At 44.0% G+C, this 15,753-nt stretch carries 14 protein-coding genes; 9 read left to right on the forward strand and 5 right to left on the reverse strand.

Annotated elements, in window-relative coordinates; genetic code table 11:
- The first annotated feature begins 63 nt into the window (after positions 1–63).
- The 5 genes from topA (at position 64) to V7K15_RS13200 (ending at position 7,758) form a co-directional block, all read left to right on the forward strand.
- The gene (gene topA, locus V7K15_RS13180) at positions 64–2,715 is read left to right on the forward strand and encodes a type I DNA topoisomerase (protein WP_334905948.1); all 2,652 of its coding nucleotides are present in this window, start codon (positions 64–66) and stop codon (positions 2,713–2,715) included.
- A gap of 533 nt (positions 2,716–3,248) precedes the next feature.
- On the forward strand, positions 3,249–3,389 hold the full coding sequence (locus V7K15_RS13185; RefSeq protein ID WP_334905949.1) for a hypothetical protein: 141 nt from the start codon (positions 3,249–3,251) through the stop codon (positions 3,387–3,389).
- Between the two features lie 7 nt (positions 3,390–3,396).
- Complete coding sequence (aroQ, locus tag V7K15_RS13190) at positions 3,397–3,858, forward strand: type II 3-dehydroquinate dehydratase (protein WP_334905950.1); 462 nt, start codon at positions 3,397–3,399, stop codon at positions 3,856–3,858.
- Positions 3,859–3,937: 79 nt separating this feature from the next.
- Complete coding sequence (locus V7K15_RS13195) at positions 3,938–4,882, forward strand: ADP-ribosylglycohydrolase family protein (RefSeq protein WP_334905951.1); 945 nt, start codon at positions 3,938–3,940, stop codon at positions 4,880–4,882.
- 146 nt (positions 4,883–5,028) lie between these two features.
- Positions 5,029–7,758, forward strand: coding sequence for an HD family phosphohydrolase (locus V7K15_RS13200; protein WP_334905974.1), 2,730 nt, complete (start codon positions 5,029–5,031; stop codon positions 7,756–7,758).
- A 21-nt stretch (positions 7,759–7,779) separates the two neighbouring features.
- Here V7K15_RS13200 and V7K15_RS13205 read toward each other — a convergent pair whose 3' ends face one another.
- Positions 7,780–8,229, reverse strand: coding sequence for a DUF2442 domain-containing protein (locus V7K15_RS13205; RefSeq protein ID WP_334905952.1), 450 nt, complete (start codon positions 8,227–8,229; stop codon positions 7,780–7,782).
- Positions 8,222–8,467, reverse strand: a complete 246-nt coding sequence (locus tag V7K15_RS13210) for a DUF4160 domain-containing protein (RefSeq protein WP_334905953.1) — start codon at positions 8,465–8,467, stop codon at positions 8,222–8,224. Before V7K15_RS13210 ends, V7K15_RS13205 begins: the two co-directional genes overlap by 8 nt.
- 58 nt (positions 8,468–8,525) lie before the next feature.
- Here V7K15_RS13210 and V7K15_RS13215 point away from each other — a divergent pair, with 58 nt between their 5' ends.
- Together V7K15_RS13215 and V7K15_RS13220 are read left to right on the forward strand one after the other, a co-directional pair.
- Positions 8,526–8,648, forward strand: coding sequence for a hypothetical protein (locus V7K15_RS13215; RefSeq protein WP_334905954.1), 123 nt, complete (start codon positions 8,526–8,528; stop codon positions 8,646–8,648).
- Between the two features lie 96 nt (positions 8,649–8,744).
- The gene (locus V7K15_RS13220; RefSeq protein ID WP_334905955.1) at positions 8,745–9,320 is read left to right on the forward strand and encodes a Uma2 family endonuclease; all 576 of its coding nucleotides are present in this window, start codon (positions 8,745–8,747) and stop codon (positions 9,318–9,320) included.
- Positions 9,321–9,393: 73 nt separating this feature from the next.
- On the opposite strand, the gene V7K15_RS13225 is transcribed toward V7K15_RS13220, so the two are convergent.
- The 3 genes from V7K15_RS13225 to V7K15_RS13235 all read right to left on the reverse strand — a co-directional run bounded on the left by V7K15_RS13225 (position 9,394) and on the right by V7K15_RS13235 (position 12,533).
- Positions 9,394–10,629 carry a DUF445 domain-containing protein gene (locus V7K15_RS13225; RefSeq protein WP_334905956.1) on the reverse strand — a complete coding sequence of 412 codons (1,236 nt, stop codon included), beginning with the start codon at positions 10,627–10,629 and terminating at the stop codon, positions 9,394–9,396.
- A 189-nt stretch (positions 10,630–10,818) separates the two neighbouring features.
- A complete protein-coding gene (gene ubiE, locus V7K15_RS13230; RefSeq protein ID WP_334905975.1) occupies positions 10,819–11,514 on the reverse strand; it encodes a bifunctional demethylmenaquinone methyltransferase/2-methoxy-6-polyprenyl-1,4-benzoquinol methylase UbiE in 696 nt (231 codons plus the stop codon).
- 80 nt (positions 11,515–11,594) lie between these two features.
- Positions 11,595–12,533: a response regulator gene (locus V7K15_RS13235; RefSeq protein ID WP_334905957.1), complete on the reverse strand. Its 939-nt coding sequence runs from the start codon at positions 12,531–12,533 to the stop codon at positions 11,595–11,597.
- 546 nt (positions 12,534–13,079) lie between these two features.
- On the opposite strand from V7K15_RS13235, the gene V7K15_RS13240 reads away from it, so the two are divergent.
- Together V7K15_RS13240 and V7K15_RS13245 are read left to right on the forward strand one after the other, a co-directional pair.
- Positions 13,080–14,168 carry a RuBisCO accumulation factor 1 gene (locus V7K15_RS13240; protein ID WP_334905958.1) on the forward strand — a complete coding sequence of 363 codons (1,089 nt, stop codon included), beginning with the start codon at positions 13,080–13,082 and terminating at the stop codon, positions 14,166–14,168.
- A gap of 525 nt (positions 14,169–14,693) precedes the next feature.
- A complete protein-coding gene (locus tag V7K15_RS13245; protein ID WP_334905959.1) occupies positions 14,694–15,731 on the forward strand; it encodes a calcium-binding protein in 1,038 nt (345 codons plus the stop codon).
- The last annotated feature ends 22 nt before the right edge of the window (positions 15,732–15,753 follow it).

The following is a 15,753-nucleotide window of genomic DNA, read 5'->3' on the forward strand; positions in this document are numbered from 1 at the left end:
TTTGCAAAAATTACCTCAATTTGACTGTTTAGCTTAGTAGCTATTCTTTTTTTTGAAATTTCCATGTCAACCCTCGTCATCGTCGAATCTCCAACCAAAGCTCGTACCATTCGCAACTACCTGCCATCAGGCTATCGGGTGGAGGCGTCTATGGGTCATGTGCGTGACCTACCCCAGTCGGCTAGTGAAATTCCTGCCGCCGTCAAGGGGGAAACATGGGCGCAGCTAGGGGTAAATGTGGACGCCGACTTTGAACCGGTATATGTTGTCCCGAAAGACAAAAAGAAAATTGTCACTCAGCTCAAAGAAGCCCTCAAAGATGTAGATGAACTGATTCTGGCAACGGACGAAGACCGGGAAGGTGAAAGCATTAGTTGGCATTTATACCAATTGCTGAAGCCAAAAGTTCCGACTAAGCGGATGGTGTTTCACGAAATTACCGAAGACGCGATCAAAAAAGCGTTGAGCAACTGCCGTAATATTGATGAGCAGTTGGTTCGCGCCCAAGAAACGCGGCGGATTTTAGATCGACTTGTGGGCTACACCCTGTCTCCTCTGCTATGGAAAAAAATCGCCTGGGGATTATCTGCTGGGCGAGTGCAATCTGTAGCGGTGCGACTTTTAGTGACTAGGGAACGCCAACGCCGCGCTTTCCATGAAGGTACGTACTGGGATTTGAAAGCCAATTTGTCAAAGGAAAAAACCGCCTTTGGTGCCCAGTTGGTAACATTGGCAGGAGCGAAAATAGCTAACGGCAGCGATTTTGACGCAGCAACCGGACAAATTACCGCAGGCCGCAATGTCTTATTGCTAAACGTTGACCAAGCGATCGCCCTCAAGGAACGCCTGACTGGAAAAACTTGGAGTGTTAGCGATATCGAGGAACGCCCGGTGACGCGCAAACCGTCGCCACCGTTCACCACCTCGACGCTGCAACAAGAATCTAACCGAAAACTGCGCCTCTCAGCCCGTGACACGATGCGGGTTGCCCAGAATTTGTACGAGCAGGGGTATATTACCTATATGCGGACAGATTCGGTGCATTTGTCAGATCAGGCGATCGCAGCTGCTCGTAGTTGTGTAGAAAAGCTCTACGGTAAACAATACCTCAGTCCCCAACCTCGGCAATACACTACCAAATCCAAAGGCGCACAAGAGGCGCACGAAGCAATTCGTCCAGCCGGTAGCAGTTTTCGCACCCCCCAAGAAACTGCTTTGGGCGGTCGGGAACTTGCGGTTTACGATTTGATTTGGAAGCGGACTGTTGCCTGTCAAATGGCTGATTCCCGGCAAACTCAAATTAGCGTGCAATTGCAAGTCGAGGACGCGGGATTTCGTTCTTCTGGCAAACGGATTGAATTTCCCGGATACTTACGTGCCTACGTTGAAGGCTCAGACGACCCGGAAGCAGCACTGGAAGACCAGGAAGTAATTTTGCCGAATCTGAAAGTGGGTGATCATCCGAATTGTACAGAACTGGACGCAGTTGGGCACGAAACCCAACCCCCAGCTAGGTATACCGAAGCTACTTTGGTGAAAACCTTAGAAAGCGAAGGTATCGGTCGTCCCAGTACCTACGCCAGCATCATTGGCACGATCATCGACAAGGGTTATGCCCAATTGGTGACTAACGCTCTCATTCCCACCTTCACCGCTTTCGCCGTCACCGACTTGCTGGAAAAACATTTCCCAGACATCGTTGATCCCAGTTTTACATCGAAGATGGAGCAAACCCTTGATGACATTGCTACAGGTGAAGTGAAATGGCTACCCTACTTGCAGCAATTCTATCTCGGAGAAAAAGGGCTGGAAACCCTGGTCAGAGAACAGGAAAGTCAAATTGATGCCACCAAAGCTAGGACTGTAGAACTAGAGAATCTAGATGCCAAAGTCCGCATTGGGAAATATGGACCTTATATTGAAGTGGAAAATGGGGAGGGGGTGATCACCGCCTCAATTCCCAAAGACCTGACACCAGCAGACCTCGACCCCAAGCAGGTAGAAGTATTGCTGCGACAAAAAATCATAGGACCTGATCAAGTAGGTCGGCATCCCGAAACTGGCGAACCGATTTATGTGAAAATTGGTGCTTATGGGCCCTATGTCCAATTGGGTGACAAAACCGACGAAAATCCCAAACCGAAACAAGCCTCCCTACTCAAAGGTGTCACCCCAGAAACCGTTACCCTGGAAATGGCTGTTGGTCTGTTGGCACTACCCCGGACATTGGGAGTTCATGCAGTAACTGGTGGCAAAATTCAAGCAAGTTTGGGGCGCTTTGGCCCTTATGTGGTTCATGACCAGGGTAAGGAGGGGAAAGACTACCGTTCCCTAAAAGTTGTTGATAATGTATTGACAATTAGCCTAGAACGTGCATTAGAATTATTATCCGAACCAAAAAAGGGACGCAGTTCCACCAACAGCAAGTCTAAGGTAGCCTTACGCGAATTGGGTCCACATCCAGAGGACGGGGAAACAATCAACATCTACGATGGACCCTATGGCCCTTACATTAAGCATGGCAAAACTAATGTAAGTATCCCAGAAGGTGAATCGGTAGAAGATATAACGCTGGCTGCGGCGCTGAACTTGTTGGCAAGTAAAGCATCGACTGGGAAATCGACTCGCAAAACGAGTAAATCAACGAGTTCCAAATCTAAGTCAACTGCTAAGTCATCAACGACTGCGGCGAAAAAAAAGGCCACAGAAGGTTAATTGCAAGTCAAACAATTTTGGACTTTCCTGGGGAACGGTACGCGTAGCTTGCTTCCCCGGAGGGGTACGGCTACGGTTCCGTCGAGCGAAGTCGAGATGCTCAGTCGAACGATTTTGGATTTGTTTCACCTACAAGAGGTGTTAGCGTAGTTTGACGTTAGTCGGGCATGAACGAAAAATCAAAAAATCTAAAAGACGCTCGATAGCTAGCGTTCGCCTAGCGTCTCGTAGAGCGTCTGACTCGCTCTCCATTGGGGCTATCGGCTTTTCTTCAATCTAAAATTGGCACTCAAGAGTCCAAAGTCTGACTCTTGACCCTTGATCTCCATCCTTGATAGGATGAAGTTGGGTAGGTTGCAAGTGTGATACTCTAAAAAGTAAGGGAGAACACAACGCCAAGTTTTAGAGGTGGCTGATGTCCGAAATACGGGATTGTGTTTCAGCCCGATTGGAAGCCAAGGGTGCGAAAATATGCCATTTTCTGCGTACCTGTTAATCAAAAATTGAGGTAGTATCTCAGGAGCGGTCAGTTCATGGACTATATAGAAAAGGTGCTGGAAAAGCTTAAGGAATTAGCTCGTAGGCTAATTGAGAGCCTGTTAGGGCCAGAGGTTGAGCGGGAACCGGAACTGATTCCGATTCCTGTGAACGATCGCTCGCGCCGTCGCCACTAGCCCGAAAGTGCTGAACTCGACGTTGCAACCCTTAAGCATTCTCGCACTGCATGGGCCAAACTTAAATTTGCTAGGACAGCGAGAACCAGGAATTTATGGTTCGTTGACATTAGCTGAAATTAACCGCCTGTTAGAAGAAGAAGGATTCAAGTTACAGGCGAAAGTTTTTTCTGTGCAGTCAAATCATGAAGGAGTTTTGGTAGATAGTATTCATGGTGCATTAGGACAATATCAGGGAATTTTGATTAATGCGGGGGCATATACCCATACAAGTGTGGCATTGCGGGATGCGATCGCTGCTGTTAACTTGCCCACAGTAGAAGTGCATCTGAGTAATATTTACCGCCGGGAAGATTTTCGCCATCATTCGTACATCGCCCCAGTAGCGATCGGGCAAATAAGTGGTTTTGGCGGACAAAGTTACTTGTTGGGCTTACAAGCGTTAGTCAATTATTTAAGAAGCAGTTAGGAGTTAGGAGTTAGGAATTGGTAGTAAAGTTAGGAATTAGCAATCTATAATTAACTCCTCACTTTTAACTATATAATTCATGCGTTACTCTCCTCTAAGTCGGTTTAAAGGTACTTTACTCGGAGCATTGCTGGGGGAAAGTTTAGCTGCTGGTGGTGAAATACAGTTTCAAAGTTACCTAAATTTGGGTAGAATGGCGGTTCTGGGTACCCAAAGTTTGATTGCATTGGGTAGATTAGATTTAGATGATTGGATAGGGCGTCAGCAACAAGAATCTCTTCATTTAGCAGCAACTGATGACATATCGATAGAAATAATTATTGCCACACTACCAGTAGCACTTTTTTTTCACGAAAATCCCATTAAGCTCCGACAAAAGTTGCTGGATGTACTCAAAATCTGGGAGGATGACCCAGTAGTACGGGATGGAACACTCGCAATCGGATATGCGATCGCTCAAGCCTTAACAGAAAAACTTGACTCCCTAACCCTCATCCCGCAAATAATTTCTTTTATCGGAGAAACACCGACATCAATCCCAAAAAATTTATTAATAGTCCAGAGTTTATTAGAACAAGGGGCGGGATTGTCAAGGGCGGAAGCTGAGTTTGCTAGGGAAGAAAAACTCAGTAAGATTATTCCTATGGCATTTTACTGCTTTTTGAGTACTTTGGAAGACTTTCGCCTTGCAGTTTTGCGGGCGACTCACAATGGAAATTCTCAAGTGCAAGATGCTACGCCTCTAAGCTCACAGGCTACAGGCGTAATTACTGGTGCTTTATCAGGCGCATATAATGGTATAGGTGGAATTCCCGTAAATTGGCAAGTCTTGCACTTGCAGAAGAATTCTCCAGCATGGGGATTAACTAGCTTTTCCCAAATGTTAAAATTAATCGATGCATTTGTGGCGGTGTGGTCAGGAGTGTATGATATTACCTTAAATCTAAGGGAGTTAACAGAAGAAGGATGTGAGGTGGACTTGCTTTGTGTTTACGCAGCAGCTCGCGTGATTCGATCCCGTTAACAATAGTTATCAATTCTTAATTAGGAATTACGAATTACGAATTACGAATTAGCCCCCGCCACCCTAGTTGCAGTAGCCGCAGATCAAACTTCCCTGATGATTGTCTTTTTTGGAGCTATCAAAGTCGGCAATTGCAGGCAGAGATAATAAAAATGCAGCAATTTTTGCAGTTCTTTACGCAGCAATTGACTCACTGGCGGCGACAGTGCAAAGCACTACGCCGTAAGGGAAAGTTAATCAGAAGTCCCAAAGGCAAAAGTCATAGAAGCGAACTTCTAAGGACTATGTTCAAAAATGTACTTCTGTTTTTATCAAAAACCAATGAGAAAAGCTCCGGCATAGCCCGCCGTAGGCATTGCCGAAAACAAGAAAGAGCGCTCAAATCAAAAGCAAAATTGGTCAAAACTAAGAGTAGTATTTATGTAGTCGGTTTAGATTGGGCACATAAACAGCGTTACTCGGTAATTTTGGCGATCGCTATCGTGTCTCTGACAGGCGTTATTGGGTATAAATTATACAACCAGACTCAACTCCAAGTAGGACATCTCGCGCCCCAGACAATTACAGCGCCTTACACAGCTAGCATCGAAGATCAGAAAAAAACCGAAGCCGAGCGCCAAGCCGTCAGTAATAGCTCTTTACAAATGTTGATGGTTGATGCGGCAACGAACGAACAAATCAACAAAAATTTGCAACAACTTCTAGATGATGGTAACAAAATTCGCGCTGTTGCTGGAGCTTTTCCTTTTTTTGATCCTGTAGTTTTGTCCATCTCTACCCAGCGTTACCTCCGCTCTTGTGTTGACTCAGAATGGCAAGCACTGCTAGTAGCTATAGAAAATACTAAAAATCAGCAGAAGAAAGGAACAGGACAAACCGCCGCTTCATCCGGTTCATCATCTATAGCTGCACCCAATCAGCAACGCCAGCCACGCACAACACCACAAAAATCTGATTCCCAGAGTTTGCCAGTAAAGCCACAGCCAGTTGATTTTTCTCAAAACAGTGACTTTATTCAAGCAGTAGCAGAACTAGAATCTTACCGTGTCACAACTTCTGAGAAAAACTTGTCCTTACTAATAGCCCAAATTTCTCAAGTACGCCCAAGATACACGCAAGCCACTGCCAAACTTTTACAGTTAGAGACTGTTAGCTCAAAAGCAATATACGAGGAATCCCTGCTTTTGGATTTGTTAGATGAGGAGTGGGAAAAAACAAAAATGGGAATCCATCAGAGTTCAGAACGGATTCTCACCCAAGGCATCCCACAGGGACTACCAAAAAATATCTTAGAAGATGCGGTGAGTTTACAATTACAGACCTTTGTACCAGAATCTTCTGAAACTTTGGCAAAGAACCTGTTGTTAACTGTACTCAAGCCGAATCTGCAAAAAGATGAAGAACAAACGAGACAAAACGCTCAAAAGGCTGCTGCTGGAGTGCCTCGCGTAATGGTGAAGGTTCGGTATGGTGAGGTGATTGTCAAAAAAGGAGAGCAGATTAGTGCATGGAACTTTGAGGTGCTGGAGTATTATCACCTGATTCGCCGTCAGGTAAAATGGCAGGAGTTGGTGAAGTTAGGAAGCTTTATTGCGATCGCCATTGGGATTTTTGTTTGGGTAGAACGACATATCAATTACGAATTGCGACAACGCGATCGGCTATTAGTATTATTGCTGACTCTGAGTGTGCCAGCAGTGATCACGATGGGATTGCCTTATACCACCTGGAGCGCCCTTGGTTTATTGTTGGGAAGCTTCTACGGCCCGACTTTGGGGTTGACAGTTGTCGGATTGCTGTCACTGATATTAGCAATTAGCTTGGAGATGAGCAAGGCGGCGCTTTTAGCTGGTGCAGGCGGAGCAATATTAGGTAGTTACATTGCACAGAGATTGCGATCGCGTGAAGAATTAGCATTATTGGGTATTGCGATCGCTTTAACTCAGGGCAGCATTTATCTGGTTGTTAAAATCTTAATTGGTCAAGCATTTGGTCAGGGCTGGTATATCGTCCTCCGAGAAGCGGCGTTATTTGCTTTATCCGGTTTAGGTTGGAGTGTTGTCGCCTTAGGCTTGAGTCCTTATCTGGAAAAAGTTTTTGATTTAGTCACTCCAATCCGCCTCGCAGAATTGGCAAACCCTAACCGCCCCTTATTAAAACGACTCGCTACTGAAACTCCCGGAACTTTTCAACATACGCTATTTGTGGCTACCCTTGCCGAAGCTGCTGCTAAACAACTGGGATGCAATGTTGAATTAGTTAGGGCTGGAACATTATATCACGATATTGGCAAAATGCACGACCCTCTTGGCTTTATTGAAAATCAAATGGGGGGGCTGAATAAACATGATACAGAGATTAAAGACCCTTGGAAGAGTGCAGAAATTATCAAAAGGCACGTAACCGAAGGGGTAGTGATGGCGCGTAAACACCTTTTACCGACGGCAATTCAAGCTTTTATTCCAGAGCATCAGGGAACGATGCTGATTGCCTATTTCCATCACCAAGCTCTGCAAATGGCTCAGGCAGATCCAAGTTTAATAGTAGACGACGCAGACTTTCGTTACGATGGGCCAATTCCCCAATCACGAGAAACAGGAATTGTGATGTTAGCAGATTCTTGTGAAGCAGCGCTGCGATCGCTCGAAGCATCGGCTAAACCTTTGGGAGAGAAGCGATCGCTCAAAGATGTCTCCACCGAACAAGCTTTAACAATGCTGAATAATATTCTGCGTGCAAAATGGCAAGACAATCAACTCGTAGATTCAGGACTAACACGAGAACAAATGTCACAAATTGCCCAGATATTTGTGGATGTTTGGCAGCAATTTCATCACAAACGGATTGCTTATCCGAAGTTGAAGCAAATTAGTTGAACTCAATGCCCTATTAGTACGTCAAGTTTCATCAGTAGCCAGTACAATTTCTTTTCGGGGACGACCGCCCTTTGTCCCATTCAGTCGAGATGCCTCAGTTTTTGCAGCAGAAGTGGAACTTCCACCCTTTCTGGCAAGTTCAGCCATCCATTTTTTAGTTCCAAATATTCCATTCATCAAAGCAGGAATACTCAAATCTACATCTAGGGTTTTCCAGTGTAATCCTTCACCAGAAGGTGTTATTTCTACTTCTGCTAAATCTTTGACCGAAGCATCCGCCAGTCCTTCTCCTACCTCTGAAGGGAACCCAAACATACATTTGTTGGACAAAACAACTATAATCATTCCTAAATAAGCGTCATAAAAAGCACGAGTAGCTCGTGGTTCAGATGTGGCGATCGCATCTGACTTTGCTCTGGCATTGGCTAGCTTTTCTTTTAATTCTTCTGTAGCCGCAATTTTCTTAACCATGATATTCTCGCCACTTTTTTAGTAGTTCCAATTGGTGATCCGCAACTAACTGTAAGGCTTTCACCGCATCTTTATCACTCATTCCCGGAGATACCCAAACCCACTCTGGAGCGAGGTTTTCATCTCCTATGTTGATTTTTGCCTCTCCGCCCCCTTTAAAAATATGGACATGAGCAGGAATATGATCGTTAAGGTAGATACGAACTTCAAAACCGCCTTTTCTTAAGATTGTTGGCATTTGATATCTTAATTTCTAAAATATAACCTAAGGGCTTGGGTTTATCAAAGGAATAAGCATGAGTAACGTACAATCCAAAATTAGACTTGAATCACAACAAACTACCCAACTGAGCCAAGAAGCACTGACTGCCTTTGCTGCTACAAACCGCGATCGCAGTTTCCCAATATTCAATCCCTAATCCCCAGTACGTCACACACCAGCCAAAATAAAATTAACTGCTGCTTGAGTTGTCAACCAAGTGCTACGCTACAGTTACCAAGATTGAGAGGCAACTATGACTGCCCTGATTCTGAACCTCAGCCCCACCATTGAACTAACAGATGAGCAGTTCTTCCAAGTGTGTCAAAATAATCGAGATTTGCGACTTGAGCGCACGGCAGAGGGAGAATTAATTATCATGCCACCTACTGGATGGGAAAGCGGAAATCGCAATAGTAGACTGACACAGCGCTTAGGTAATTGGGCTGACACTGATGGCACAGGTTTGGCTTTTGACTCCTCAACGGGTTTCAAACTCCCCAATGGTGCAAATCGCTCTCCTGATGCATCTTGGGTGAGCCGGGAGCGATTAGAAGCCCTGAATCCAGACCCTGCAAAATTCCTACCACTCGCTCCCGATTTTGCGGTAGAATTGCGCTCTGCTTCAGACAGCTTAAAGACTGTGCAGCAAAAAATGCAGGAGTATATTGACAATGGTGTGCGTTTAGGATGGCTGATTGACCCCCAGAACCAACAGGTGGAAATTTACCGCCCAGGACAGGATGTTGAGGTTTTACAATCGCCCACTACCTTATCAGGTGAGGATATATTGCCTGGATTTATACTGGATTTAGCACAGATTTTGAGTTAAGCGATCGCTCAATTTCAGAATCTAGCCAACTTCAAACTATAATTGGATAAAAATTTACAGGGAAAACAAAAAATTAATATTGACTTAATGTTAAAAACACTGTCTGCAATAACCCGATAACAAAACCCAAAACACCACCTAAAGTTACAATCGCCTGCAATTCAGTTTTCACAATTCCCTCAATTGCAGCTTCTAAATCAGCCGGGGAAGTTGATTTTACACGGTCAACTATCATTTCATCGATCGACAAAATCGGAATCACCTGCGCCACAATTACTTCTAAATCTTTTTCCAAATACTTATCTAAAATTAGAGCCAACTCTTGACTCATGACTTCTAAAGAAGTACTAACAACAGGTGAAGTACTAAGACGATTCAGCAGCACTCCAGCAATATTTTCCCAATCAACAGAATCAGTTAATCCTTGTAAAAAATCGCTGCCACTGTTTTGCAGGTAATGGCGCACACTTTCGCGGGTAGTCTTTTGGAGTTGGCGCACCGTACCCATTGGCAGGTTTTGTAATGATAAATTTTGCAGTAATTTCCTAATGCGATCGCGCATTTTTAAATCTTGAGTCAATTCCTGCAAGCGAATATTGGTAGCCTCCTTTTCATCCAAGCAAAAAGTCCGTAGCCGGGTGAGAGTATTACGTAAGCCAAACAAATTCGCTACTACCCAATAAGTACCACTGGTTTTTTCGCGGAAGCCTTCATCAATAATTTGAATTGTGCGATCGGTCAAAAAATCAACTATCGTTTGGCGCAGCATATCCGGCGGTAAAACTACTTGCAACAACCAATCAGCAAGCCGCGTGGCTTGTTCTTCACTCAGTTGAAATTCCAGCAATATCTGGTCAAAAATTTGATTTATCTGCGCTTCCAAAAAGTCTTCACGTCGCGCCAAAACCTTGAGTAACCGTGGCAAAGATTCCCCTAGTAAATCCCGCAAAATTCCCGCCACAATTTTGGCACTTTTTTGGTTTTTATCTGTTTTGATTTGTTCAATCGCCAGCCGCAACAACCAGAGAATTGCTGCTTGCACCCGTTCTGTTTGCAACAAACGCCGCGCCAGATTTTGCAATTCTTCTGGTGTTAGGAGTGACCCCATGATTGTATCGGAAATGTTCTTAGCCAGACGTTCCTGGTTGCGGGGAATCAATCCAGGGGTGAAGGGTACTCTTCGTCCAGCAATGTAAATTGCTCGGTAAGGACGGAACAACATTTTGATGGCTATATCATTTGTGAAATAGCCAATAATTCCACCCAGTACCGGGGGAGACACATAAAGCCAAAGATGAGACCAGTCCACAGGGAAGAATTAAATAAGTTAGGAGTTTAGAGTCAGGAGTTACCAGAGACGCGATTAATCGCGTCAGGAGTTAGCAGAGACGCGATTAATCGCGTCTGTACAAGAGTTAGGAGTTAAGAATGATAAATTTTAAATGAGAATTTATCACTACTGATAATTCATAACTTCTAACTTATAACTCCTCACTCATCACTCATTTTTCTTGACCACCAGCACTCCCATCATACCGTTCACAATGGGGTAGTGTGTGGCAACAGCAAAACCAACTTGATGCGCTAACTCTATTTGCTCTTTCCCGATGGGAAAGCGATCTAAGCTGGGACTGATGTAAGCATATTCTTCTTTTAAGCCTAAATAATTGGCAACTGGCACCACAAAACCGTTTAGATACCACTGCTGAAAGGTACGTAGCTGAAGATTACTCGGTCGATGAAAGTCTAAAATGGCGGCTTTAGCACCCGGCTTCAAAACCCGGTATAACTCTTGGAGGCTGCGGGGAATATCTTTAACATTTCTTAAACCATAGCCCATTGTTGCGGCATCAAATTGGTGATCGTCAAAGGGTAAATTTAGGACATCGGCTTCTACCCAGGCGATCGCAGGTTCGGGGTACTGCCTTTGGGAACGTAATGAAGCAGTTTCTAGGAGGTTGTGGGAAAAATCCACTCCGTAGACCTGTCCTGTTGCTCCCACACGCCGCGCCAAACGTAAGGCTAAATCACCACTACCGCAACACAAATCAAGTGCAGTATCACCCGATTTAGCTGCACTCCATTTCACTGCCATTTCCTTCCATATTCGATGCTGTCCCAAACTCAACCAGTCGTTCAACTGGTCATAAACTGGAGCAATACGGTTAAAAATAGACTGAATTTCGTTTGTCATTGGGGGTAGGGCATTGGGCATTGGGCATTGGGCATTGGGCATTGGGCATTGGTTTTTGACAAATGACAAATGACTAATGACTAATGACAACTAGTAAGAGCGATCGCCACCAGTTGCGCTGATAAATTAATTAGCATTAATTCATCTTCCCGTAAAGTGCAGGGGTCTTTCCACTGTAGGGACAATACGCCCAAAAGTTGATTACGATAGCTAACTGGGATAACTAAATGTGCTTGCACACCCGTATTTTTGTAGTGAATCGCATCAACTAATTTAGTGTCTTTAATTACATTTAAGGAAAGTTGCATTTGCCCGGTGGCGATCGCTTCCCTTGTGAGTGGATCTTGAGATAGCCAATTCTCTATTGTACCTGTATCGCTGTAAGTTCCTTGAGTCGCAACCAGAGTATTTCCATCTGTAAGTTGTAAGATACAGCCTTCTGCTCCAAAAGTCTGACTCACAGCCCTAGCAATTGGAGCGAGAGTTTGCTCTAAGCTAGAAGCTGCTTGAGTTACCTGTACCAAAACACTCAGCAGCGCCATCTGAGCATAAGCACGGCGTAATTCTTCTGTACGTTGCTTGAGCAAGTCGTAGGTTTCTGCTGCTCTTTGCACTACTGCCTTCAGTTCCCCTGGGTCCCAAGGCTTAGTGATATATTTGTAGACTTGCCCCGCATTAATCGCTTCTACCAAGTCTTCAATATCAGTAAATCCGGTGAGAATTATTCTTACCGTATCGGGAAACTGAGGTACAGTCTTGCTGAGAAATTCAGTTCCTTTCATTTCGGGCATCCGTTGATCGGAGATAATCACCGCTACCTCCCCTTCTGCTGCTAAAACTTCTAGGGCGTTTACCCCACTATCAGCTTTCAAAACATTAAAGTCGCGTCGAAAGGTGCGATAAAGCAGATCGAGATTATCTGGCTCATCGTCAACTACCAGGATTTTCAGCTTTTTTGGTCTTTCGAGAGTCATTACTTGATATTGGAGTTTATCAATTTCGAGATTGGACTTATCCATCAGATAGATATTTCCTTTAAATATTCATTATCTTGTTATATTCCATACCAAGCTTAGTTGATAATAGCTCAAATTTATCAAGGGTTTTTACGGACTTAATTTAGATGTTTAAATACGGTAATTTTAAATGCTACAGAGGAAATTTGCCTGCTCAAATATCTGAAGAGAGAGAAAATTGCACAAGAAAAACTAACTAACTTAGCGTAACTATAACGGTTTTGATCATGGATGAGCTACGTTAACAAACCTCCTTTGGATGCAACGCGCAGTAAAGTAGCACATCTCTGCTGGCCTGGGATCTCAAACAGGACTTACGCACTGAAAACCTGAAACCTAGATCCCCCCGATAAATTGGGGGGAACGCTAAAAGCCCCCAATTTATCGGGGGTTGGGGGATCTCTTGTGCGTAAGTCGTCTCAAAATTAAAGTCGAGATAAGTTTCCACAGATCAACTCAAGGCAGTAGGTCTGGGTAGTTCATAGATTAGAATAGGACTTGCTCATGAGGTGTTAATTAACCTCTCAAGTTGAAGTTCGCACTCCGATTATGACTGATCTACCAGCCAACGCTCAGAATCCCGAAGAAAATGCTACCAACGATGTAGCACAAGAATTACTGCGAAAGTTGAGGCAAAAACAAGGCAACTGGGTAGAATGGGGAATGGCGATCGCCTCGTTGCTAAAAGTCGGTTACAATCCCCAAGAAATTTTTGAGGCGACTGGATTTGAGCCAATTCAACAAAATCAGGTGGTTGTTGGTTCTCAAGTTTACAATTCTTTGGAAAAGTTTGGAGCTTCCTCAGCAACGCGATCGCACTATGCCACACGCGGCAGTGATATTTTATATGAATTGCGTTTGCTTACTCAAGAAGAACGCGCTAGCGCCGCCGAACTGATTTTTATCCAGAAAGTCGATGCTGATGAAGCGCGGGATGTGGCAAAAGCCATTAAAGAGTTCTCCTATTTCCGCATTTTGCCAGAAGGCTTTTCTGCCCATCCTGGGGATGCCGTTGCTTACCAAGTTTGGAAACGGGCACGCCAAAATACAGATTTACAACAGCGATCGCGTCTGATCGCTAAAGGTTTACGCTTTGCTCACACGCCAGCTGCAAGGACAAAAATCGAACAGTTACTAACTGATTTTACTACCGTTCCCCAGCGTCCAGCTCCTATTTTACCTTTTTACCGTCTGGAATCTGAAGAACAATTACCCCGAATCGTTCCCGTAGTCGGCGAGTTGCCATTGTCACGGCAAGATTTGCAAGCTGTGCCCATAGTTACAGAAATTGAACCATTTCGGATGGTAAAGTTTTCTGGAGAGCAAGCTTGGGTACCATTACCAGGTTGGCAAGTGCTGTTAGCAGCAGAAGATCCAGTAGTAATTATCGCCAATAGCGATCGCTTCCCCATCCAAAACCAAAGCCGAATAGAACCCGTCGTCGTAGTCATCGATCGTGCCCAACGAGAATGGGATATTTCCAACTACTTTGTCGTTGAAAATGCTGGTGAATTAGATTTTCAGTGGTTTGAAACTGAGCCGGAAGTTCCTCTACTAGGACAAATTATTATCATTGTGCGTCCTAAGAAAATTCTCGATGAAGAATTAACTAAGGATTCCTGGCAGATTGACGAATAAATTCGATTTATTACAAAATTCAACTAAATTTTGTAATAACTTTTATTTAATAAACCACGTCTATCTTGAAACCTGTAGTTCTTCGGTGATCAAAAGGATTTGCCCTCATCCCCCAACCCCTTCTCCCAGATTTGGGAGAAGGGGAGCCAGAATTTCAAAGTCCTTCTCCCAGATATGGGAGAGGGATTTAGGGTGAGGGCGAAAACTACGGTTCTCAACTTAGATCAGGTTTAGAACACACTGGGTCAAGAATCTCAATAGATGTATCATAAGAGCCAAATGCTTAAGAAATTAAGCATTTTTTTTGTGATTTTAGATTTTGCAGTATCTTCATATTTTATAAGCAGAATTATTGAGCCAAAAACAAATTCTTGTTTTTCTGATTTAGTTTCTTAACGAAATAGAATTCTGCAAAGCGGTACTAGCCTGTAATTTTCCCTTGTTCTAGGAGTTCGTCAAAAGGGGCAATTACTTAAATCGGCTTTGTACGTATCATTAGTGAGAAATTAAGGAGAGATAAATAAGATGGCAATTACTTTCGGCAAGGATAGCATCCAGTCTTCTGTCACCTATACACTAGGTGCCAATTTTAAGAACTTGAAGCTACTCGGAAATAACCCGATCAATGGCACAGGTAACAGTCTTAACAACTTCCTCTTTGGTAATAGTGTTAACAACACTCTGAATGGAAGAGGAGGCAATGACACCCTAGATGGTAATTTTGGTAATGATATCCTCAATGGTGGCGACGGCAATGATAGTCTCCAGGGCGGGCCGGGCAATGACGTACTTAATGGGGGGGCTGGAAACGATATCCTCATCGGTGTTTATCCTGGGAGTCTGCTTCCACCTGGATTAGGAGAAATTGATAATTTGACTGGCGGGACTGGGGCAGATACATTTGTCTTGGGGGACGCTGAAAATGTTTTCTACGATGATAACAACAGTACGAATCCTGGTTTTGGAGACTTCGCTACTATTACTGACTTCGACTCTAGCCAAGATCGAATTCAACTCAAAGGAACTCCACAGGACTACCGCCTGCAAGCTGTTGGAGGGAACACACGAATATTCTCACAGCAACCGGGACAGACAGATGAGATCATCGGTATTGTGCAAGGGAAAAACAATCTCCAACTTCGTAGTGATGACTTCCTTTTCTATGAGCGGGAAGATGCTGGACAAAGTACAAACAACACACTAGGAACCTCAGAAGGGTTAGGTTACTTATCATCAGGCTCAAAAGTTAATATTTCAGGCGAGTTAGCAACAGTTCCAGGGGGAGACAATCCCGATGTTGACTTTTTTACATTTTATTTACCAAATTCAGCAACCATCACTATCAACACAGTGACATCGGGAAAGGCAATTATCGGACTGTTTAAGGATTATGGGACTTTAATCACCAGTCAAAAATCGTCATCAATCACCGGTTTACTGAGTGCAGGTACGTATTCCATCTCAGTGAGTCAAGATTCTTTCTTGCCTCAAAATAATGGAACTTTCTTTGGTACCAACTCTGAACCTGATTTTTCCTATACGCTAGGAGTCAGTATTAAATAAAAATGTTGTCAAATTAAAGATT

This window comes from Nostoc sp., from assembly GCF_036919815.1.
Classification (GTDB): domain Bacteria; phylum Cyanobacteriota; class Cyanobacteriia; order Cyanobacteriales; family Nostocaceae; genus Nostoc.

Coding starts and splice junctions, on each gene's coding strand:
- V7K15_RS13235 (WP_334905957.1), bottom strand. CDS start 12,533: ATGGATAAGTCCAATCTCGAAATTGATAAACTCCAATATCAAGTAATG.
- V7K15_RS13245 (WP_334905959.1), top strand. CDS start 14,694: ATGGCAATTACTTTCGGCAAGGATAGCATCCAGTCTTCTGTCACCTAT.
- V7K15_RS13210 (WP_334905953.1), bottom strand. CDS start 8,467: ATGCCAACAATCTTAAGAAAAGGCGGTTTTGAAGTTCGTATCTACCTT.
- V7K15_RS13240 (WP_334905958.1), top strand. CDS start 13,080: ATGACTGATCTACCAGCCAACGCTCAGAATCCCGAAGAAAATGCTACC.
- ubiE (WP_334905975.1), bottom strand. CDS start 11,514: ATGACAAACGAAATTCAGTCTATTTTTAACCGTATTGCTCCAGTTTAT.
- V7K15_RS13215 (WP_334905954.1), top strand. CDS start 8,526: ATGAGTAACGTACAATCCAAAATTAGACTTGAATCACAACAAACTACC.
- V7K15_RS13205 (WP_334905952.1), bottom strand. CDS start 8,229: ATGGTTAAGAAAATTGCGGCTACAGAAGAATTAAAAGAAAAGCTAGCC.
- V7K15_RS13195 (WP_334905951.1), top strand. CDS start 3,938: ATGCGTTACTCTCCTCTAAGTCGGTTTAAAGGTACTTTACTCGGAGCA.
- V7K15_RS13185 (WP_334905949.1), top strand. CDS start 3,249: ATGGACTATATAGAAAAGGTGCTGGAAAAGCTTAAGGAATTAGCTCGT.
- topA (WP_334905948.1), top strand. CDS start 64: ATGTCAACCCTCGTCATCGTCGAATCTCCAACCAAAGCTCGTACCATT.
- V7K15_RS13220 (WP_334905955.1), top strand. CDS start 8,745: ATGACTGCCCTGATTCTGAACCTCAGCCCCACCATTGAACTAACAGAT.